This is a genomic window from Mycobacterium shunyiense, from assembly GCF_058270035.1.
The window spans coordinates 11,361-31,012 of the sequence record NZ_JBZDPT010000007.1; the positions used below are offsets into that span (position 1 = coordinate 11,361).

Sequence of the window (19,652 nt, forward strand, 5' to 3'; positions counted from 1 at the left end):
CGAAACAGTCGATTTCCCTCAGAAAGCTCGATCAATGACAAATTCTTCCACATCGCCGTACGGCTACACCGAGACACTGGAACGCGGCACCGGTAAATTCGCCTCGTTCGCTGTGGCCTTCGCCTTCGTCTCGATCGCCACCGGCATCTTCACCACCTACGGCAGCGTGCTCAACAGCTCCGGCCCCATGGGGATCTGGACCTGGCCCATTGTGATCGTCGGCCAGGTCGCGGTAGCCCTGCTGCTCGGCTCGCTGGCCGCCCGGATCCCGGTGACCGGCTACGCCTATCAGTGGGTGTCGCGGCTGGCGAACCCGATTCTCGGCTGGATCACCGGCTGGATCTCGTTCACGTTCCTGGCGATCGTGGTGGTCGCGGTCGATTACACCGTGGCCGCCACCGTGGTACCCGCACTATTCGACTTCACCGGAACCCCCATAACGTCGTTCGAGATCACCGCCGCCGTCCTGTTCCTGCAGGCATTGTTGGTCGGGCTGTCGACCAAATGGACCGAGCGGGTCAACAACTTTGCCGTGACCGCGGAACTGATCGGCATGGTGGCGCTGGTGGTGCTGCTGTTCATCGTCGGCGTGATCGCACACAAGCTCTCCGTCGGCAACCTGTTCTCCCGCGGCGACGTCCCCGCCGAGGGGTACTGGAGCTTCGGCACCGCCACCTCGGTGGGCCCGTGGATGCTCGGTTTCCTGCTCGGCGCCTTCACCATCGTCGGCTTCGAATCCGCCGCCAATCTGGCCGAGGAAACCAAGAAGCCCGAAATCGTTGTGCCACGCGCCATGTGGCAGGCGGTGCTGGCCTCAGGCGTGTTGGGCTTCTTGTTCCTGCTGGTGGTCACCGCCGCCGTCAACGATCCGACCACGCTGGCCCAGTCGGGCACCCCGATCGCCGACGTGATCCGCGACATCCTCGGCTCTTTCGTCGGCACCGCGCTGCTCGTGCTGGTGGCGATCGCGATCTTCGCCTGCGGCCTGGTGATCCTGATGAGCGGCGTGCGCCTGGTCTGGGCGATGTCACGTGATCAGCGCTTCCCGGGATGGCAGCTGCTGCACAAGGTTTCACCGCGGTTCCGTACCCCGGCCAACGCCACCGTGTTCATGGCGGCCACCTCGGCGGTGATCCTCGGCATCTTCTCCACGAGCACCGACGCCTTGTTCAAATTGTTCTCCGCAGCCACCCTGCTGCCCGCATCCATCTACGCCATCACCATCGCGCTCTACATCGCGACCCGCAAGAAGCTGCCCGCGAGTGCGGGATTCAGCCTGGGACGCTGGGAGGTTCCGGTTCTCGTGGTGGCTGTGGTGTGGCTGGTGTTCGAGCTCTCGTTGTTCCGCGACGCGTCGTTCAAAGATCCGTGGCTGTACGTCCTGGCCATGGTCGCGATCGGTGCGGTCTACCTCGGGTACCTGCTGGTCACCCGCGGCAAGGAAGGTCTCAAGATGCCCGAGCTGGCCTCGATCGACGCCGAATTGGACGAGGTCGCCGGCGCAGTCGAGGAACCCGTGAAATGACCGTTCTGGCCATCGACCAAGGCACCTCGGGGACCAAGGCGATCGTCGTCGACCCCGAACAGGGTGTGGTCGGCTTGGCCGAGGTGCCGGTACACCCGCTTTACCTCGACGGCGGCGGCGTCGAGCAGGATCCGGCTGAACTGCTGGAGTCCGTGCTCGGCGCCGGTCGCGCCGCCCTCGAGCAGGCCGGCCGGCCAGTTCACGCGGTGTCTCTGGCGAATCAGGGCGAGACCGTGCTGGTCTGGGATCCCGATACCGGCCGGCCGCTCAGCCCGGCCATCGTGTGGCAGGACCGGCGCGCCGAATCCCTGTGCGCGGACCTCGCCGGGCACGCCGACATGATCGCCACGCGAACCGGATTGGTGCTCGACCCGTACTTCTCGGCACCGAAGATGGCCTGGCTGCGCCGCAATGTCGAGTCCACCGGCGTCGTGACGACCTCGGATACCTGGCTGCTGCACCAGCTCACCGGCGAGTTCGTCACCGATGCCACGACGGCCAGCCGCTCGGCCGCCGTGGACCTCGGTGCTCAGGACTGGAGTCCCGATCTGCTGGCGCTGTTCGGCCTGGACTGCGAACGTCTGCCCCGGATCGCAGCGAATGACGAGATCGTCGGCACCACATCGGCTTTCGGTTCGGACACCCCGGTCGGCGGGATCGTGGTGGACCAGCAGGCCGCACTGCTGGCCGAGGCGTGCCTCGAATCCGGCATGGCCAAGTGCACGTTCGGTACGGGTGCCTTCCTGCTGTCGAACACCGGGACCACCCCGGTGCGTTCGACCACGGGCCTGACGTCGTCGGTGGCCTGGCGGGTCGGTGGCGTCGACTCGTTCTGCATCGACGGCCAGGTCTACACCGCGGCGTCGGCCGTCAAATGGCTAACCTCGCTCGGTGTGATCAGCGGCGCCGCCGAGATGGACGCCGTCGCAGAATCCGACAACGGCGGCGTGCTGTGCGTTCCCGCGCTGGCCGGCCTAGCTGCGCCGTGGTGGAAATCTCAAGCCACCGCGACGATCTCGGGGATGACCCTGTCAACCGGGCGCGGACACATCGTGCTGTCTGTTCTCCAGGGCATCGCCGCACAGGTCGCCGAGCTGGTCGCGGCGATCGATGCCGATGCGCCGCCACTGACCCGGCTGCGGGCCGACGGCGGGCTCACCCAGTCCACTGTGCTGATGCAGGCCTGCGCCGACATCCTGCAGGTGCCCGTCGACGTCTATCCCTCGGCGCACGCCACCGCCCTTGGCGCGGCCGCGCTGGCCCGACTCAGCCTGGCACCTGAGAAGTCGGTGGCCGACGTCGTCACCGACTGGACCCCGTCGGCGACTTACGAGCCCCGCTGGAGCGCGGCACGTGCCGCCGAATTCCGCTCGGCCTGGCGCGAACTCGCCGAGACCACGTACCACCAGGAGATTTCATGAACACCCCGAGTGGACCCGACGTATTCGACGTCGTGGTCATCGGAGCCGGAATCGTCGGCTCGGCCATTGCGCGTGAGCTGTCCGGACACCAGCTGTCCGTTGCCCTGCTCGAAGCCCGCGACGATGTCGGCGACGGCACCAGCAAGGCCAACACGGCGATCCTGCACACTGGGTTCGACGCCAAACCCGGAACGCTGGAATCCACCATGGTCAGCCGCGGTTACGAGCTGCTGTCCGAGTATGCGAGCCGCACCGGTATCCCCGTCGAGCACACCGGGGCCATCCTGGTGGCCTGGGACGACGAACAGCTCGATGCCCTACCGGGATTGAAGGAGAAAGCCGCAGCCAACGGGTATAAACGGTGCGAGATCGTGGATTCCGCGGCCGTCTACGCCGCGGTCCCCGCTCTGGGGCCAGGCGCACTCGGCGGGCTCACCGTGCCCGACGAATCCATCATCTGCACCTGGACGGTGAACCTCGCGCTGGCCACTGATGCCGTCAACCGGGGCACCACCCTGCTGACCGATCACCGCGTGGAACGCGTCGAGGTTGGTGACGGGGTCACCACACTGCACACCTCCGCCGGCGCTGTGCGCACACGGTGGGTGGTCAACGCGGCCGGCCTGGGAGCCGATGTCATCGACAACCTGTTCGGCTTCTCGCGATTCACCGTGACCCCGCGCCGCGGCGAGCTGATCGTCTACGACAAGCTGGCGCGAGCGCTCGTCGACAAGATCGTGCTGCCGGTGCCGACCTCACGCGGCAAGGGAGTTCTGGTCAGCCCCACCATCTATGGCAACGTCATGCTCGGCCCCACCTCGGAGGACCTGACCGACCGCACTGCCACCGGTACCTCGGAGAGTGGATTCGAGTTCCTCCTGGAAAAGGGCCGCGCGTTGATGCCCCGGCTCCTCGACGAAGAGGTCACCGCGACCTATGCCGGGCTTCGGGCCGCGATCGACCACAGCGACTACCTGATCGAGGCGGATCCGGCGCAGCATTACCTGCTGGTCGGCGGCATCCGGTCCACCGGCCTCACTGCGGGCATGGCCATCGCCGAATACGCCCGCGCTCAACTGGTCTCGGCCGGCCTAGAGCTGGTACCCGCAGACGAACTGCCCGATCCGCCACAGATGCCCAACCTCGGCGAGGCGTTCCCCCGCCCCTATCAGCAGGCTGAGAAGATCGCCGCCGATCCTGCCTATGGCCGGATCGTGTGCTTCTGCGAACGCGTCACCGAGGGCGAACTGCGCGACGCCTGCCATTCCGTCATCCCACCCGCAGCCCTGGAAGGTCTGCGACGACGCACCCGCGTGATGAACGGTCGCTGCCAGGCATTCTTCTGCGGCGCCGAGGTGCAGTCGGTGTTCGAGCAGGAACGTCAGGAGAGCAACAAGTGAGCACCTACGACGTCGCGATCATCGGCGGCGGCCCCGCAGGTTTGACCGCCGCGGCTGATCTGGCGAACAGCCCGGGCCTGAATGTGGTTGTGCTGGAACGTGAGTCCGAGGCCGGCGGCATCCCTCGCCACAGTGATCACCCGGGTTACGGCATCCGCGATATGAAGACCTTCATCAGCGGGCCGGCGTACGCCCGCCGCCTGGTTCGTAAGGCGACGGCGGCCGGGGTCGAGATTCGCACGGCCACCATGGTCACCGGCTGGGCCGGCGAGAGGTCCCTGGAGCTCACCTCGCCCGCGGGGCGCGAACAACTCGACGCCCGCGCGATTGTCCTGGCAACCGGTGCTCGCGAGCGGGCCCGCCCGGCGCGGCTGATCCCCGGGGACCGGCCCGGCGGCGTCTACACCACCGGACAGTTGCAGAACACCGTGCACCTGCAGCACCGCAGCGTGGGCAAGCGTGCCGTCATCGTCGGAGCCGAACTGGTCAGCTACTCGGCGGTGCTCACCCTCAAGCACGCCGGCTGCGAAACCGCGCTGATGACAAGCGAATACCCGTCACCCGAGTCGTATGCGGTCTTCAACCTCGCGGGCCGCACCCCCCTGATGGACGTCGAGGTCGCCACGACCACCCGGGTGGCCCGCATCATCGGCAAGGGCACCGTCGTCGGTGTGGAGATCGAGAACACCCGCACCGGGCAACGCCGCATCGTGGCCTGCGACACCGTGGTGTTCACCGGTGACTGGATTCCCGACCACGAGCTGGCCCGCGCCGCGGGGCTCGACATGGACCCGAAAAGCCTGGGGCCGGTCGTCGACACCGCGCTGCGGACCAGCCGGGAAGGGGTGTTCGCGATCGGCAACCTGCTGCACCCGGTGGACACCGCCGACATCGCCGCGCTCGACGGCCGCCATGTGGCCGCCCAGGTGCGTCGCTACCTGGGCGGCGCGGTCACGCCCGGCGACGGGATCCGCATCGAGGCTGCGACCCCGCTGCGCTGGGTGGCACCGGGCCTGCTGCGGCCCGGCGACCCCGCCCCAGCGCGGCAGCGCCTGCTGTTGTGGACCGACTCCCTGGTGCGCATACCGAAAGTGGTTGCGCGCCAGGACGGCACGGTCATCGGCCGGAAGACCCTGCCCTGGCCGGCCTCACCCGGCCGGGTGTTCCGGGTGCCGTCGAGCATCCTCGACAAGGCCGATCACCGCGGCGGGACGGTCACCCTTTCACTGGGGTGAACGTGATGTTCAGTTCGGTGAGACCCCGGAGCAGGAACGTCGGCTCGTAGTTGTAATTCCGCTGCCCGGCCGGGCCGTGCACGGATTCGTCGATCCCGATGTCACGCATGCGATCCAGCAGGCGCCGGACGGTGATCTGTCCTTCCACCCGCGCCAACGGTGCGCCTGCACAGGTGTGGATGCCGCGACCGAACGCGATGTGCTCGCGGACGTTCTTGCGGTCCGGACGGAACTCCTGAGGGTTCTCGAACTTGCGGGGATCGCGGTTGGCTGCGCCGAGGCACAGCATCACGATGGTGCCGGCCTTCAAATGCACTCCGCCGAGTGTGGTGGTCTTGCGGACCAGCCGGAAATCGACCTTCGTCGGGGCGTGCATCCGCAGCGCTTCCTCGATGAAAGTCGGGATACCGTCCGGATTCTCGCGCAGCGTCTGCTGATACTCCGGGTGATCACCCAGGGTCTGCACGGCGGCGGTGAGCAGCTTGGTGACGGTCTCCTGTCCGGCGGCGAACAGGAAGGTGGCCGGCTTGACGACCTCCAGCAGTTCCGGCGTCGAGCCGTCGGGATAAGTGGCGGTGGCCATGCCGGAGAGCACGTCGCCACGAGGCTCACGCCGACGCTCGGCGAGGTATCCGGCGAACTTGTCGTCCAGGTACTGCAGCGGGTCGCGACCCACCGGCTCACCGTCGAGCGCCCCGACCCGATTGCCCTCCGGCCGCTCGGCACCCAGTGCGGCAAGGAATTCCGGGCGATCCTCCTCGGGAACACCCAGCAGATCGATGATCGCCGAGGTGGCGAAGGGTTTGGCGTACTCGGAGAGGAACTCGCATCTGCCGTTGCCCATGATCTGATCCAGCTGGTGATCGACCAGCTGCCACATATAGTCCTCGTTCTCCTTGAGACGACGAGGCGTGAGCAGCTTGCTCAGCAGCGAGCGGGCCCGCTCATGCTGCGGCGGGTCCATCACCACCATGTGCTCATGGATCGGGAACAGATGGCGGTGCGCCTCGATCTGTTCGCTGATATCGTCGCCCTCGGGCTCGAAAGGCAGCGGCGGGAACAGCCCGCCGATCGCGTTCACGGCCGAGAACGACGCATGGTCCTTGAAGGCCGCCATGACTTCCTGGTAGCCGGTCACCGCCACGACACCGTGATGCGGTTCGGCAAACACCGGCCCGTTGCTGCGCAGATATTCGTAGTACTCGTACGGGTCCTGGGCGACGGCCGGGTCGGCGAAATAGTCGACTGAGGCGAGATCGGTCATGGCTCACTGGCCTTTCGTGCTGGTGTTGAGCAGGCTGATCGCCTGGCGCGGGCAGGCGTCGACGGCAGATTTGACGTTGTCCCAGGTACCTTGATCCCACTGCCCGCTCACCGGGGCAGCGCCGGCCACCTCGTCGTCGGACAGGTCGAACACCTCAGGGGCAAGTTGGATGCACAGTGCATGGCCTTCGCACAGGCCGGCGTCCACCTGGACCCGGGCCGTACTCATGTCTTCGGGCATCTGTTTCCTCAGTTCTGAATTTGATCAGTCGATCAAACCGTTAGGATGGCTCATGCTTACCACCCCCGGCGTTCGGCGGTCAAGGTTCCAGGCCGGCAAGAAATATGTGTTGTCGGGCAATGACTTTGGGGGGCCGTCCTGATGCCTGCCGCACGCGCCGCCAAAGAGAAGGACGCGGGAACCCGCAAGCGCCTCATCGAGGCAACCGCCCAGGTCATCCGAGACGAGGGGTATGCCGCCGCCACCACCCGGCGGATCGCAGCCGTGGCCGGCGTGCGCTCGGCGCTGGTCTACTACTACTTCGACACCCTCGACGACCTGTTCGTCTCGGTGCTGCGCAGCGGTGCCGACGCGGCGCTGGCCCGGCTGCGCGAGGCGATCACCACCGACGATCCGCTCCGGGCCCTGTGGCTGATCAACTCCGACTCCCGCGTGACCGGACTCAACACCGAGTTCATGGCGCTGGCCAATCACCGCAAGGAGATCGGCGTCGAACTCAAGGCCTACTCCGAGCGGGTCCGCGACATCGAGGCCGCAGCCATGGCCGGGGTACTGCGCGCCCACGGTGTGGACATGGAGGAGTTCCCGCCGGTCGTGATGTCGATGCTTCTCACCCAATCGGCCCGCAGTCTGTGCAACGAAGAGGCGGTCGGCGTGACCGAGGGCCACGCCGAGTTCCGCGCCTTCGTCGAGCGGTTCCTGCGCCGGTTCGGCAGCGATCAGGACGCTACTTGAGCATGCTGCCGGCATCCACCGTGACCGGCAGACCGGTGATGTAACGGGCCTCGTCAGAGGCCAGGAACAACACCGCGTTACTGATGTCGACAGGCTCGACCCAGCCGACCGGAAGCACGTGCATCAACTGGGCGACCACAGCCATGTCGTCGGGACCCGGGTTCTCCAGGTCGGGACGGAACAGCTTCATCGTGCCCTCGTTCATGAACATCGGCGTGTTGACGTTCGTCGGGCACACCGAGTTGACCCGGATCGAGTGCTGCCCCAGTTCCACCGCGAAGCTGCGCATCAGACCGATCACACCGTGCTTGGCCGCGATGTAGTGGCCGGTATGCGGATAGGCCTTGAGCCCGCCGACCGAGCTGGTCAAGACGATCGAACCGCCACGTCCGCCGGAAAGAATGTGCGGCACTGCGGCTTTCACAGTCTTCCAGACGCCGGACAGATTGACGCCGATCATGTCGTCCCAGTCGGATTCTTTGGTCTCGTGCAGGACATCGCCACCGTTGCCGATGCCGGCGTTCGCCACCACGATGTCGAGCCGGCCCAGCTGCTCCACACCGCTGTCGACGGCCGCTTTGAGCGCGCCGAAGTCACGCACATCGAGCTCGGCGGTGACGATGCGACGGTCGAGACCCTTGATCAGATCCGCCGTCTCTGCCAGGTCGTCCGGGGTCGACGCCGGGATCGCACTGGTATCGGTGACCGGGGCGCAGACGTCGACCGCGATGATGTCTGCGCCCTCTTGCGCCAATCGCAGCGCATGGCTGCGTCCCTGCCCGCGCGCCGCACCGGTAACGAGGGCGACCTTGCCCTCTACCCGACCATTCATGTGTGTCCTCTTCCCATCGGTTTGATCGATTGATCAAACTTTGGCAGGGCACAACCATGTTCGTCAAGAGCCGGGTTGATCAACCGGTCAGGGACCGCTGGATTCGACGTCGGCGCCGAACGCAACTGGGCCCCACCCTCACGGGTGGGGCCCAGCTACGCGTCGTGCTACTTATTACGAGTCAGAGCCCGAGCTCTTCTTGGAGTCACTGGAGCCCTTGGACTTGTCAGCCCCGGCCTTGGTCGCCTTGGGCTTGGCCTTGGCTTCCTTGGCGGTGCTCTCCTTGGCGGCGCTCTCCTTGGCGGTGGCCTTCGATTCCTTGGCCTCCTGGGCCTTGGCCTGCTTGGCTTCCTTGGCCTCGCTGATCTTGGCCCTGATCCGGTCCGTGATCTTGGTCTTACCCGTGGCCTTCGCATCGGCATTGGCCGACTTGCTGGTTGCAGGCGTGGCGACAGACTCTCCGGCAGCCTCATTGGCCGCAGGAACGGCACTGGCAACCGGCGTCTCGACCTTCGCGGCCTCGACAACCGGGGTTTCGACCTTCGGAGCCTCAACAGCCACGGTCTCGGACTTCGGAGCCTCGACCGGGCTTTCAGCCTTCGGAGCCTCGACGGCCGGAGCCGCTTCCTTCACCGACTCGACGGGCGACACGGTCAACGCCGTCTTGGGCGCCAACGCGGAAACCAGCTGAGCCGAGATGCTCGCGGGCACCGATGACGGAGCCGAAGCGGGAGCAGGTGTTTCCGGGGTGTTGTCGATGGCATCGGCGAGGCTCTTGGGGATGTTCACCAGCAGGTTCTGCAGAAGACCTGCGACGATCCGGGCGCCACCCTGCTCGCCGGGCTCGGCCCAGGTGAGCAGTGCCGGCCACTCGGTGTAGCCCCCGGTGCCCGTCTCCGGGTCGGGATCGGAGTACTTGAATCCGTTGAGCGCCGCGTTGACGAGGATGCCCGGCGTGTTCACGACGGCGTTGAAGGCCCCCTGCATATCGCCCGCGGCGACGCTGGTGCTGATCGCCTCGGCAACGCGGGCGAGCTCGAACGTCGGACCGCTGATCGTTGCGAAGGCGCCCTGGAACAGGGCGCTCACGACGACGCTGGAGGTGAAGGTCGCACCGATCAGATTCGTGAAGTTCTGCGCGATCTGCTCCGGGATCCCGGTCAGGTACTCGGTCCCGCCGCGCGGGATGCCCGAAAGGATGAACCCGGGAGCGATCAGCGAACCGAAGGCGCCCTGGAACGCGTACAGCATGGAGTGGTTGAACCACCGGTACGCCTCGCCGATGTCTCCGGCCTCAAGTGCGGCCTGCGCCTGCGCCAACCGCGCCTGCCCGTTGGGGCCCTCGTACCAGTTCTTCAGGTTGGTGGGGATGGCCTCGAACGCCGCACCGAACTTGCCCGCGTAGCCCAGCTGGTTCTCCAGCACCTGGTTCAGCAACGGCGCCGGATTGGCAGCGAGGGCGGCACCCAGAGACTCGAGGTTGCCCAATGTGTTGCTGAACAGCGTCCCGTAGACGTCCACGGGCGAGGCCGTCGCGTCCATGGTCGACGCCGTCAGGTCGTAGGCGAAGCTCTGAGCCTGCTGGATGAGCGTCGTGTTCTGGGCAACCGGGGTCACCGCAATCGCGCTGGCGCTGAGCATTGCGACGCCGGCGACGAGGAACCGATCCTTCCGGCTCACCACTGGGGTGTCGCCGGAGGGGAGTGCAGGTAGGGGCACGAAGAACTCCTGAAAGCTGATAGTTGACTGAGGAACGAGCAAAAATTAGCTTAGGTTTTCCTAAATATCAATAGGTATGCCTGCCCTAAATTCCGTTTGCCTAGGCAAGTGCTTGGCAATCGCCAGGTCGGAGGCCGGTGGCCCGGCAGATTTCCTGTTCGGGGCGTGTTTTGACGGCTTCAGACCGCATCGATGGGATCGGCTTCCCGATACTGGGAGCCTTCCTGGTCATCGGGGCAGACCGTCCGCGAATCCCCATGCGTTCGTTTCTTTGCCAGACGAACCTGTGGAGCAGGAACACAAACTGGGCCCCCTCCCGATGGGAGGGGGCCCAGTCGTGTCAGCGACAAAAGTCAGAGCCAGGTGTCAGGCGTGGTGGCCGTCAGGAACGCGTCCAGATCGTCACGCCACTGTGCCGGGGTGTTCTTGTCCGGCTCGATCCCGGTGTACTCACCGCGGTAGAACAGCAACGGCCGCGGCTTGCGCTGTGTTCGATGCTCCTCGCGCGAGCGCTCGTCGGCGGCACCTTCAGATAACGAGTGCACCGCACCGAACACCACGAAATGGTCGCCGCCGTCGTGCACGGAATGCACATTGCAGTCGATGTGGGCAAGGCTGCCGTCGATCACCGGTGAACCGAGTTCCGATGGGGTCCAATCGATCCCGGCGAACTTGTCCGGCGCCTTGGAGCCGAACTGCGCGGACACATGCTGCTGATTCTCGTGCAGCATGTTCACGCAGAACTTTCCGCTGGCCTCGATGGCCTGCCACGCCCGCGACTGCTTGGTGGGACAGAACAGCACCAGCGGCGGATCGAGCGACAGCGCCGCGAACGACTGACAGGCGAAGCCGATCGGCACGTCATCGTGAAGTGTCGTGATGACCGTGACGCCAGTACAGAACTGGCCGAGCACATTTCGGAACGTGCGCGGGTCGAGCGGCTGAGCCTGTGCCATCACTTGAATCCGACAGAGAAGTCGTGGCCCCAGAGACTGATCCCCACGCTCTCGCGGGCGATCCAGCTCTCGTCCTCGACTTCCAGTCCCTCGCAACCGAATTCCATGTCGAACCCACCCGGGGTCTTCATGTAGAAGGACAGCATCTTGTCGTTGATGTGTCGGCCCAGCGTCGCCGACATCTTCACGTTGCGACGGTTGGCGCGGTCCAGGCACAGGCCGACATCGTCGGAGTTCTCCACCTCGACCATCAAGTGCACGATGCCGGTCGGGTTGGGCATCGGCATGAAGGCCAGCGCGTGGTGCCGCGGGTTGCAGCCGTAGAAGCGCAACCACACCGGATCGCCATCGGCCGGGCGGCCCGCGAGCTGCGGCGGCAGCTGCATCGAGTCACGCAGCTTGAAGCCCAGCACATCCTGGTAGAACGCCTGCGCGGCGGCGTCATCGTTGCAGGTCAGCACCACGTGTCCGAGGCCCTGCTCGGCAGTGACGAACTTGTGGCCGTAGGGGCTGACGAACCGGCGGCCCAGGTACTGCGCGCCGTAGAACGCCTCGAGGACGTTGCCGGCGGGATCGGAGAACCGGATGAGCCCTTCGACCCGGCGCTCGCGGATCTCGTCCCTGGTGCCCTCGACGAAGTCGACGCCCGCCTTGGACAGGCTCTCGCGCAGGCTCTGCAGCGCGGGAGCGTCGGCGACCTCCCAGCCCGAGATCAACAGTCGGTCCTGGTCGCCCGGCACGATCACCAGGCGGGCCGCGAAGTCATCCATCCGCAGGTAGAGCGCGTCCGGGATGGAACCCTCGCCCTCCACCATGCCGAGCACTTTCACGCCGAACTGGCGCCACGCGGCCACGTCGGTGGCCTCGATGCGCATGTAGCCGAGTGCCTTGATGCTCATCTGCTAACCCCCAAGGAAATCGATGGTGAGTTTGTTGAACTCGTCGAACTTCTCGACCTGAGCCCAGTGTCCACACTGCCCGAAGACGTGCAGCTGTACCCGCGGAATCTGCTTGAGCGCGACCAGCGCGCCGTCGAGCGGGTTGACCCGGTCCTCGCGGCCCCAGATCAGCAGCACCGGCTGGCGCAACTTGTACACCTCGCGCCACATCATGCCGAGCTCGAAATCCGCACCCGCGAACGACTTACCCATCGCGCGGGTGGCCGCCAGAGACTCGGGGGTGCTGGCGATCGCGAACCGCTCGTCGACCAGTTCCGGGGTGACCAGCTTCTGGTCGAACACCATGATCCGGATGAAGGCCTCGAGGTTCTCGCGCGTCGGTTCGAAGTTGAACTTCGCCAGGGCCTTGACGCCCTCGGTCGGATCGGGCGCGAACAGGTTGACGCTCAGGCCGCCCGGGCCCATCAGGATGAGCTTGCCCGCCCGGTCCGGGTAGTCCAGCGCGAACCGCACCGCGGTGCCGCCGCCGAGCGAGTTGCCCAGCAGCGGGATCCGGCCCTGCAGACCGAGGTGGTCGAACAGCCCGAGCAGCGCCTTGGCGCTGTAGCGGTTGTACTGCTCGTGCTCGGTGTGCTTGTCCGAGTGCCCGTAACCGGGCTGATCGACCGCGATCACGTGGTAGTGCTCGGCCAGCACCGCGATGTTGCGGCCGAAGTTCGACCAGCTCGAGGCGCCGGGGCCACCGCCGTGCAAGAGCACGATGGTCTGGGCATTCGGGTCACCCGCCTCGTGGTAGTGCAGCCGCATGTCATCTCTGACCTGGGCGTAGCGCGAGGTGGATTCGAAGGTGATCTCTTGGGTGGCAGTCATGTATCAGACCATCGTGTCGGCCGGGGGCAGGCCGAACTCGTTGTTGCCGAAGATCAGGTAGGCGCGCTCGGGATCGTTGGCCGCGTGCACCCGGCCGGCGTGCGCGTCACGCCAGAACCGCTGCACCGGAGCGTCATTGGACAGTGCGGTGGCACCCGAGGCCTCGAAGAGCCGGTCGATCGAGGCGATCGCGCGGCCGGTGGCACGCACCTGATCGCGCCGCGCCCGGGCCCGCAGCTCGAACGGGATCTCCTCGCCGGCGACCAGCAGGGCGTACTCGTCGGCGACGTTGCCCGACAGCTGACGCCAGGCGGCGTCGATGTCGCTGGCGGCCTCGGCGATGCGGATCTTGGCGAACGGATCGTCCTTGGCCTTCTCACCGGCGAAGGCGGCGCGGACGCGCTTGCCCTGGTGCTCGACGTGGGCGTCGTAGGCGCCGTAGGCCATACCGACGATGGGTGCCGAGATGGTGGTGGGATGGATTGTGCCCCACGGCATCTTGTACACGGGAGCGGTGTTGGTCTGATAGCCGCCGGCGGTGCCGTCGTTCATCGCCTTGTAGGACAGGAAGCGGTGCTTGGGCACGAACACGTCCTTGACCACGACGGTGTTGCTGCCGGTACCGCGCAGGCCGACGACGTTCCAGACGTCGTCGATCTGGTAGTCGGTACGCGGGATCAGGAAGCTGCCGAAATCGACCGGCCGGCCGTCCTTGATGACCGGGCCGCCGAGGAAGGCCCAGCTGGCGTGATCGCAGCCCGAGGACCAGTTCCAAGCACCGTTGACGAGATAGCCGTCACCGGTCTCGGTCACCACACCGGCACCCATCGGGGCGTAGGACGAGGAGATCCGGACCGAGGTGTCCTCGCCCCAGACGTCTTCCTGAGCCTGCTGATCGAACAGCGCCAGGTGCCAGTTGTGCACACCGATGATGCCGGCCACCCAGCCGGTGGAACCGCACGCGCTGGCCAGGCGCCGGACCGCCTCGTAGAACACGGTCGGGTCGCACTGCAGGCCGCCCCACTGCTCGGGCTGCAGCAGCTTGAAGAAACCGATGTCCTCCAGCGCCTTCACGTTCGCGTCGGGCAGCTTGCGCAGATCCTCGGTCTCCTGAGCGCGCTCACGCAGCGTCGGCAGCAGTTCATCGATGCCGGCCAGCACTGCCTGCACGTCACGCTGTTCAATGGATGTCACGGAAATGCCTCCCAAGATTCGGACTGCGATAAGCGCGAGCTGACCGCTTAGACTGAGATTAGAACACGTTACGATTTGTGTCGAGTAGCGCCTGGCAATGGTGGGCTGGACCAGGGCAAGTACGTTTTTGTAACATGTTCTAGTTATGAGTGAAGAGAGGGTCCAGCCGTGACTGATGAGCCACTGGGCAGCCATGTGCTCGAACTGCAGGTGAGTGCAGTCATCGAGGAGACGGCCGACGCCCGGTCTCTCGTGTTCTCCGTGCCCGAGGGCTCAGAGATTCCCGCCGACCGGCTGCGCTATGCCCCGGGCCAGTTCCTGACCCTGCGGGTGCCGAGCGATCGCACCGGCTCGGTGGCCCGCTGTTATTCACTGTCCAGCTCGCCGGTGACGGACGACCAGCTGACCGTCACGGTCAAGCGAACCGTCGACGGTTACGCCTCGAACTGGCTGTGCGACAACGCACATGCTGGCATGAAGATGCACGTGCTGGCCCCGTCGGGCACCTTCGTGCCCAAGAATCTCGACACCGACTTCCTGCTGCTGGCCGCGGGCAGCGGCATCACCCCGATGATGGCGATCTGCAAGTCGGCACTCGCCGAGGGCACCGGCAACGTCGTCCTGGTCTATGCCAACCGCGACGAGAACTCCGTCATCTTCGGTGCCACCCTGCGCGAACTGGCGGCCAAGTACCCCGACCGGTTCACCGTCGTGCACTGGCTGGAGACCGTGCAGGGCCTGCCCAGCCCGGCCGCACTCGCCACACTCGTCGCCCCGTATTCGGCGCGCGAGGCCTTTATCTGCGGGCCCGGACCGTTCATGGCAGCAGCCGAGCAGGCGCTGCAGCAGGCCGGCGCCGCCGACGAGCGCATCCACATCGAGGTGTTCAAGTCGCTCGACTCCGACCCGTTCGCCGCGGTCGTCATCGAGGAAGAAGAGGGCGACCAAGAGCCGGCCACCGCGGTCGTCACCCTGGACGGCACCACCCACGAGGTCCGTTGGCCACGGTCGGCCACGCTCCTCGACGTCCTGCTGGACAAGGGATTGGACGCACCGTTCTCCTGCCGCGAAGGCCACTGCGGTGCCTGCGCCGTGCTCAAGAAGTCCGGGGACGTCGAGATGAAGATCAACGACGTACTCGAACCATCCGATCTGGAAGAGGGCCTGATCCTGGGTTGCCAGGCCACACCGGTGTCGGATTCGGTCGAAGTCACCTACGACGAGTAACGAGCGGATACCTTTCTTGACGATGACGATCAACAGGCTTTCCGCAGCGAGCACGGCAGCAGTGCTGACCGCGGCTGCGCTGGCGTTTCCCGGGTCGGCCACGGCCGCCTCCAATTCGGCCGTCAGCTCGATCCCGAGCCCCCAGGGCACGATCGAGATGCACGTCAGCGCGGACTGCGCCGGCACCACATGCAACTTCCGGACGTCGGCGAACCTGCTGACCCCGGATGGGCCGATCGGGTTCCCCGGCGACGCTTGGGCGCGTCAGACCATCACCCTGCGTAGTTCCAACAAAGACACCTGGCAGGAAGCCTCCTACAGCGCCCCGGCCGGGATGCCCCGGGAGATCAAGGGCTCCAACCACGACAACGTGCTGTCGAAGTTGTACCGGTCGGTCAACAAGGTCGAGATCTCGGCGACGTACTTCGGTGGCGGGCCGATCGAACGCTTCACCATCGACGGCGTGTCGACTCCCACCAAGTGGCAGACCGGCCAGCCGAACACCGCGGACAACTTCATCATCTGCTCGGACATCCACGTGACCTGGGGCGGGGTGAACCTCACCACGCCGAGCGCCTGCGCCACGACCGGGTTCTGACCGCGCGCCCCTTCTGGATTGGCGCTCAGGCGTCGTCTACAGCCATGTGTTTGTCCACGAGCCTGCGCCACCGGCGGTGCCGGTAGGCGTAGATCCCGTGGGCAACCGCGACCACCAGGGAAGTCATTCGGCCGGCGTCGATCTCGACGGTGTCGCTGTAGCGGCACGACCGATCGGTGACGGGTTCGACGTGCAGGGTGTGATCCCAGGAACGCAGCATGCCGCCGTACTCGTGGGTGCGGATGGTGCGGGTGGTGTCGTCGACGTCGAGAACCTCGATGGTGTGCCGGTAGGCCGGGATCACGTGGAAGGCGAACAGCCATCCGGTGCCCTGGTCCCCGGCCCGGAACGGTTCGGTGCGTCCGGCCAGGGCGGGCACGCCGAACAAGCCGCGGCAGACATAGAGAAACGTCGGGACCTGCTGCATGGCCTGCCACACTCGTTCCGTGTCGGCAGGAAGAATCGTCTCAACATGGATGCGCTGCATGTCACCAATTTTCGAGAGCAGCGCGACGCCTGACTACTCGCTTTTCGTGCGGAGGCGACAATGACCCCTACCGACCGATTTCGGGCCCGTAAGCAGCCCAGACAGCAGCGCGCCGTGCAGACCCGACAGGCCATCCTCGAGGCGGCGGCTCGCGTTTTCGCCGAGTACGGGTATGCCGCGGGCACCACCAACCGCATCGCCGACGCAGCGGATCTGTCGATCGGCTCGCTGTATCAGTACTTCCCGAACAAGGACGCGATCCTGTCGGCGCTCACCGACGCACACGTCGACGCCGGTACGGCGCTGCTGCGCGAGCGCACTGCCTCAGGCCTGCCCGAATCACTCGAAGACCTCCTGCGCTTGTTCGTCCGGGCGACCATCGACAACCACCGCGACGACACCCGTCTGCACCGCGTGCTGTTCGAGGAAGCTCCTCGCTCACCGGCTCTGCTGGACCGGCTGCACCGCGCCGAAGAGGATGCCGTCGGCACGGCAAAAGCCTTGCTGGACAGCCACTCTGACGTTGCGGTGGCCGACACCGGGTTTGCGGCGCGCATGGTGGTCGCGACCGTCGAGTCGCTCACACACCGGCTGTTGGCGTGCGACAAACCCGCCGACGCCGAACAGCTCGAGGACGGCATCGTCACGATGCTGGCGGGGTACCTGCGGAACCCCAACGGCCCCTCACCTTCGCGAGCAGACGCAAAGTCGCACCAAAACCCTTGAATTTGTGCGATTTTGCTGGGGGCCCCTCCCGCTTGCGGGGGACTGCTCGGCGGAGAAAGTCCTAGCGCGGCAGGCCGAGCAAGCGCTCACCGGCGACGGTCAGCAGGATCTGCTCGGTGCCGCCGGCGATGGTCAGGCAGCGCGTGTTGAGGAAGTCGTGCACCTCGCGGTTACGCACCGCACCGCCGCCGTCGGACAGTTCCAGGCGGAACTCGGCCAGTGTCTGCCGGTAACGCACGCCGATCAGCTTGCGGGCGCTGGCCTGCGCGCCGGTGTCCTGGCCGCTGACCGCCAACTGCGCGATCCGCTGGTCCAGCAGTGAACCCACCTGGGCCGTCAGGATCAACCCGCCGAGGCGGTCCAGGTCGGCCGGATCCACGTCGGGCTGCGCGCCAAGCGTGCGCAGCAGCTCTTCCATCGGATTACCCAGTGCCGTGCCGCCGGCCATCGCCACGCGCTCGTTGGCCAGGGTGGTGCGGGCCAGCCGCCAGCCGTCGTTGACGGTGCCGACGACCATCTCGTCGGGCACGAACACGTCGTCGAAGAAGACCTCGTTGAACAGCTCGTCACCGGTGATCTCGCGCAGCGGGCGGATCACGATGCCCGGCGTCTTCATGTCGATCAGGAAGTAGGTGATGCCTTTGTGTTTCGGAGCGTCGGCGTCAGTGCGTGCCAGGCACACGCCCCAGTGCGCTTTCTGCGCCGCCGAGGTCCACACCTTCTGACCGGTCAGCTTCCAGCCCGGCTCACCGTTGGGACCTTCTGCGCGAACAGCTTTCATACGCAGTGCGGCCAGGTCGGAGCCGGCGCCGGGCTCGGAGAACAGCTGGCACCAGGCCAGGTCGCCGCGCAGCGTGGCCGGCACGAACTGGTCGATCTGCTCGGGGCTGCCGTGCTCCAGGATGGTCGGCACCGCCCACCAGCCGATCACCAGATCCGGGCGCTCCACCTCTGCCGCAGCGAGTTCCTGGTCGATGAGCAGCTGCTCGGCCGGAGATGCGTTGCGGCCGTAGGGACGTGGCCAGTGCGGGGCGAGCAGGCCGGACTCGGCCAGGGCCACCTGACGCTTTTCCACCGGCAGCGCGGCCACCTCGGACACCGCGGCGCTGATCTCGGGGCGCAGGCCGGCCACCGACTCCAGATCGATCCGGAGTTCACGACGCACACCCTGCTGGGTCAGTGCCGAGACCCGGCGGATCCACCGGCGCCGACCACCGAGCGCGTGCGAAATCCCATATGCGCGACGCAGATACAGATGCGCCTCGTGCTCCCAGGTGATGCCGATACCGCCGAGCACCTGGATGCAGTCCTTGGCGTTGGCCTCGGCCGCGTCGATACCGGCAGCCGCCGCCACCGCAGCGGCGATCGACAGCTGGGAGTCATCGGCCTCCGAGACCGCACGCGCCGCGTCGGCGGCAGAAACCGAGATCTGCTCCGAGCGCAACAGCATCTCGGCACACATGTGCTTGACGGCTTGGAAGCTGCCGATCGGCTTGCCGAACTGCTCGCGCACCTTCGCGTACTCGGTGGCGGTCTGCAGGGTCCACCGCGCCAACCCGGCGGCTTCGGCGGCCAGGACAGCCGCGGTGATGTCGGAGAACCGCTGCCGCGAGACATCGAGCACCTGCGCGGGCGCCGAGTCCAGCACGACCCGGGCCAGCGGCAGCGAGAAGTCGGTGGCGGTGAGCAGTTCGACGCTCACACCGGCAGCACCCGCGTCGACCAGCACAACGCGGTCCCCGGCGGGCAGCAGCAACACCCCGGCGGCGTCCGCGCCGAGGACAAACTCGGCGGTGCCGGACACGGTTCCGTTTTCGAGGTCGCCGGACAGCGTCAGGTCCGCATCCAGGGCCGCACCGGCCGTGCGCTCACCCGATACCAGCGCCTCCAGCACTGCCTCATCGGTGACGACCAGGGTGGCCAGGGCCGTGGTGGCCACCGGGCCGGGCACCAGCGCGGCCGCGGCCTCGTCGACCATCGCGCACAGATCCTCGACCGTGCCGCCGGCGCCGCCCTGTTCCTCGGCGACCGCCACGCTGAAGATCCCTAGTTCGGCGAGACCCTGAAACGGCCCGCGCCAGGCATCGGCATCATGTTCAGCCTCGCGGACGGCGGTAGCTGTAGCAGCTGCGGCCGCCCAGCTACGCACCAGGTCACGGGCGGCAAACTGCTCGTCGGTGATGGTGGCAGACGCGCCGGACATGGTGGACCTCCTAGCCCCTAGCGCGAGAAGTCCGTGCTTCTCACTAGAACGTGTTCTAATGGTGACAGTGTTCGACCGTCAAGTCGACCCGCATCACAGCAGGACACGTCCGTGTGTTTAA

18 protein-coding genes are annotated in these 19,652 nt (G+C 66.4%); 8 read left to right on the forward strand and 10 right to left on the reverse strand.

Features of this window, described 5'->3' with window-relative positions:
* Window positions 1-34 precede the first annotated feature (34 nt).
* The 4 genes from AC4ELS_RS06495 to AC4ELS_RS06510 are packed head-to-tail and all read left to right on the forward strand — an operon-like array spanning window position 35 to window position 5,581.
* Window positions 35-1,525: an amino acid permease gene (locus AC4ELS_RS06495; protein ID WP_448445546.1), complete on the forward strand. Its 1,491-nt coding sequence runs from the start codon at window positions 35-37 to the stop codon at window positions 1,523-1,525.
* Window positions 1,522-2,946, forward strand: coding sequence for an FGGY family carbohydrate kinase (locus tag AC4ELS_RS06500; RefSeq protein ID WP_499046450.1), 1,425 nt, complete (start codon window positions 1,522-1,524; stop codon window positions 2,944-2,946). Before AC4ELS_RS06495 ends, AC4ELS_RS06500 begins: the two co-directional genes overlap by 4 nt.
* Window positions 2,943-4,346: an NAD(P)/FAD-dependent oxidoreductase gene (locus AC4ELS_RS06505; RefSeq protein WP_499046453.1), complete on the forward strand. Its 1,404-nt coding sequence runs from the start codon at window positions 2,943-2,945 to the stop codon at window positions 4,344-4,346. The genes AC4ELS_RS06500 and AC4ELS_RS06505 overlap by 4 nt, the downstream gene beginning before the upstream one ends.
* Window positions 4,343-5,581: an NAD(P)/FAD-dependent oxidoreductase gene (locus AC4ELS_RS06510; protein ID WP_499046456.1), complete on the forward strand. Its 1,239-nt coding sequence runs from the start codon at window positions 4,343-4,345 to the stop codon at window positions 5,579-5,581. Before AC4ELS_RS06505 ends, AC4ELS_RS06510 begins: the two co-directional genes overlap by 4 nt.
* Here the strand turns inward: AC4ELS_RS06510 and AC4ELS_RS06515 are convergent.
* Together AC4ELS_RS06515 and AC4ELS_RS06520 are read right to left on the reverse strand one after the other, a co-directional pair.
* The gene (locus AC4ELS_RS06515; protein ID WP_463806279.1) at window positions 5,562-6,845 is read right to left on the reverse strand and encodes a cytochrome P450; all 1,284 of its coding nucleotides are present in this window, start codon (window positions 6,843-6,845) and stop codon (window positions 5,562-5,564) included. The two genes, AC4ELS_RS06510 and AC4ELS_RS06515, sit on opposite strands and share 20 nt — an antisense overlap.
* A 3-nt stretch (window positions 6,846-6,848) precedes the next feature.
* Complete coding sequence (locus tag AC4ELS_RS06520; protein ID WP_236734795.1) at window positions 6,849-7,085, reverse strand: ferredoxin; 237 nt, start codon at window positions 7,083-7,085, stop codon at window positions 6,849-6,851.
* Window positions 7,086-7,226: 141 nt separating this feature from the next.
* Between AC4ELS_RS06520 and AC4ELS_RS06525 the strand changes: the two genes are divergently transcribed.
* On the forward strand, window positions 7,227-7,820 hold the full coding sequence (locus tag AC4ELS_RS06525; RefSeq protein ID WP_064958228.1) for a TetR/AcrR family transcriptional regulator: 594 nt from the start codon (window positions 7,227-7,229) through the stop codon (window positions 7,818-7,820).
* On the opposite strand, the gene AC4ELS_RS06530 is transcribed toward AC4ELS_RS06525, so the two are convergent.
* The 6 genes from AC4ELS_RS06530 to hsaA form a co-directional block, all read right to left on the reverse strand.
* The gene (locus tag AC4ELS_RS06530) at window positions 7,813-8,652 is read right to left on the reverse strand and encodes a mycofactocin-coupled SDR family oxidoreductase (protein WP_499046459.1); all 840 of its coding nucleotides are present in this window, start codon (window positions 8,650-8,652) and stop codon (window positions 7,813-7,815) included. The two genes, AC4ELS_RS06525 and AC4ELS_RS06530, sit on opposite strands and share 8 nt — an antisense overlap.
* A 174-nt stretch (window positions 8,653-8,826) precedes the next feature.
* Complete coding sequence (locus AC4ELS_RS06535; RefSeq protein WP_499046462.1) at window positions 8,827-10,371, reverse strand: hypothetical protein; 1,545 nt, start codon at window positions 10,369-10,371, stop codon at window positions 8,827-8,829.
* A gap of 353 nt (window positions 10,372-10,724) precedes the next feature.
* Entirely contained in the window at window positions 10,725-11,327 is a 603-nt protein-coding gene (hsaB, locus tag AC4ELS_RS06540) for a 3-hydroxy-9,10-secoandrosta-1,3,5(10)-triene-9,17-dione monooxygenase reductase subunit (RefSeq protein ID WP_499046465.1), read from the reverse strand.
* Window positions 11,327-12,226, reverse strand: coding sequence for an iron-dependent extradiol dioxygenase HsaC (gene hsaC / locus AC4ELS_RS06545; protein ID WP_064883805.1), 900 nt, complete (start codon window positions 12,224-12,226; stop codon window positions 11,327-11,329). Before hsaC ends, hsaB begins: the two co-directional genes overlap by 1 nt.
* A 3-nt stretch (window positions 12,227-12,229) precedes the next feature.
* The gene (hsaD, locus tag AC4ELS_RS06550) at window positions 12,230-13,096 is read right to left on the reverse strand and encodes a 4,5:9,10-diseco-3-hydroxy-5,9,17-trioxoandrosta-1(10),2-diene-4-oate hydrolase (RefSeq protein WP_463744015.1); all 867 of its coding nucleotides are present in this window, start codon (window positions 13,094-13,096) and stop codon (window positions 12,230-12,232) included.
* Between the two features lie 3 nt (window positions 13,097-13,099).
* Entirely contained in the window at window positions 13,100-14,290 is a 1,191-nt protein-coding gene (gene hsaA, locus AC4ELS_RS06555; RefSeq protein WP_491837668.1) for a 3-hydroxy-9,10-secoandrosta-1,3,5(10)-triene-9,17-dione monooxygenase oxygenase subunit, read from the reverse strand.
* Window positions 14,291-14,458: 168 nt separating this feature from the next.
* Between hsaA and AC4ELS_RS06560 the strand changes: the two genes are divergently transcribed.
* Together AC4ELS_RS06560 and AC4ELS_RS06565 are read left to right on the forward strand one after the other, a co-directional pair.
* The gene (locus tag AC4ELS_RS06560; RefSeq protein ID WP_499046469.1) at window positions 14,459-15,517 is read left to right on the forward strand and encodes a 2Fe-2S iron-sulfur cluster-binding protein; all 1,059 of its coding nucleotides are present in this window, start codon (window positions 14,459-14,461) and stop codon (window positions 15,515-15,517) included.
* A 28-nt stretch (window positions 15,518-15,545) separates the two neighbouring features.
* Window positions 15,546-16,115 carry a hypothetical protein gene (locus AC4ELS_RS06565; protein ID WP_498887610.1) on the forward strand — a complete coding sequence of 190 codons (570 nt, stop codon included), beginning with the start codon at window positions 15,546-15,548 and terminating at the stop codon, window positions 16,113-16,115.
* Window positions 16,116-16,140: 25 nt separating this feature from the next.
* Here AC4ELS_RS06565 and AC4ELS_RS06570 read toward each other — a convergent pair whose 3' ends face one another.
* The gene (locus AC4ELS_RS06570; protein ID WP_499046471.1) at window positions 16,141-16,602 is read right to left on the reverse strand and encodes an Rv1443c family protein; all 462 of its coding nucleotides are present in this window, start codon (window positions 16,600-16,602) and stop codon (window positions 16,141-16,143) included.
* Window positions 16,603-16,662: 60 nt separating this feature from the next.
* On the opposite strand from AC4ELS_RS06570, the gene AC4ELS_RS06575 reads away from it, so the two are divergent.
* Window positions 16,663-17,328: a TetR/AcrR family transcriptional regulator gene (locus tag AC4ELS_RS06575; protein ID WP_499046474.1), complete on the forward strand. Its 666-nt coding sequence runs from the start codon at window positions 16,663-16,665 to the stop codon at window positions 17,326-17,328.
* Window positions 17,329-17,389: 61 nt separating this feature from the next.
* Here the strand turns inward: AC4ELS_RS06575 and AC4ELS_RS06580 are convergent, their stop codons facing one another.
* Window positions 17,390-19,531: an acyl-CoA dehydrogenase family protein gene (locus tag AC4ELS_RS06580; RefSeq protein ID WP_499046476.1), complete on the reverse strand. Its 2,142-nt coding sequence runs from the start codon at window positions 19,529-19,531 to the stop codon at window positions 17,390-17,392.
* Between the last annotated feature and the right edge of the window lie 121 nt (window positions 19,532-19,652).

Excerpts from the sequence above, each read along its gene's own strand:
- AC4ELS_RS06495 (WP_448445546.1), top strand. The coding sequence starts at position 35 with ATGACAAATTCTTCCACATCGCCGTACGGCTACACCGAGACACTGGAA.
- AC4ELS_RS06500 (WP_499046450.1), top strand. The coding sequence starts at position 1,522 with ATGACCGTTCTGGCCATCGACCAAGGCACCTCGGGGACCAAGGCGATC.
- AC4ELS_RS06505 (WP_499046453.1), top strand. The coding sequence starts at position 2,943 with ATGAACACCCCGAGTGGACCCGACGTATTCGACGTCGTGGTCATCGGA.
- AC4ELS_RS06515 (WP_463806279.1), bottom strand. The coding sequence starts at position 6,845 with ATGACCGATCTCGCCTCAGTCGACTATTTCGCCGACCCGGCCGTCGCC.
- AC4ELS_RS06520 (WP_236734795.1), bottom strand. The coding sequence starts at position 7,085 with ATGCCCGAAGACATGAGTACGGCCCGGGTCCAGGTGGACGCCGGCCTG.
- AC4ELS_RS06525 (WP_064958228.1), top strand. The coding sequence starts at position 7,227 with ATGCCTGCCGCACGCGCCGCCAAAGAGAAGGACGCGGGAACCCGCAAG.
- AC4ELS_RS06530 (WP_499046459.1), bottom strand. The coding sequence starts at position 8,652 with ATGAATGGTCGGGTAGAGGGCAAGGTCGCCCTCGTTACCGGTGCGGCG.
- hsaB (WP_499046465.1), bottom strand. The coding sequence starts at position 11,327 with ATGGCACAGGCTCAGCCGCTCGACCCGCGCACGTTCCGAAATGTGCTC.
- hsaC (WP_064883805.1), bottom strand. The coding sequence starts at position 12,226 with ATGAGCATCAAGGCACTCGGCTACATGCGCATCGAGGCCACCGACGTG.
- hsaD (WP_463744015.1), bottom strand. The coding sequence starts at position 13,096 with ATGACTGCCACCCAAGAGATCACCTTCGAATCCACCTCGCGCTACGCC.
- AC4ELS_RS06570 (WP_499046471.1), bottom strand. The coding sequence starts at position 16,602 with ATGCAGCGCATCCATGTTGAGACGATTCTTCCTGCCGACACGGAACGA.
- AC4ELS_RS06575 (WP_499046474.1), top strand. The coding sequence starts at position 16,663 with ATGACCCCTACCGACCGATTTCGGGCCCGTAAGCAGCCCAGACAGCAG.
- AC4ELS_RS06580 (WP_499046476.1), bottom strand. The coding sequence starts at position 19,531 with ATGTCCGGCGCGTCTGCCACCATCACCGACGAGCAGTTTGCCGCCCGT.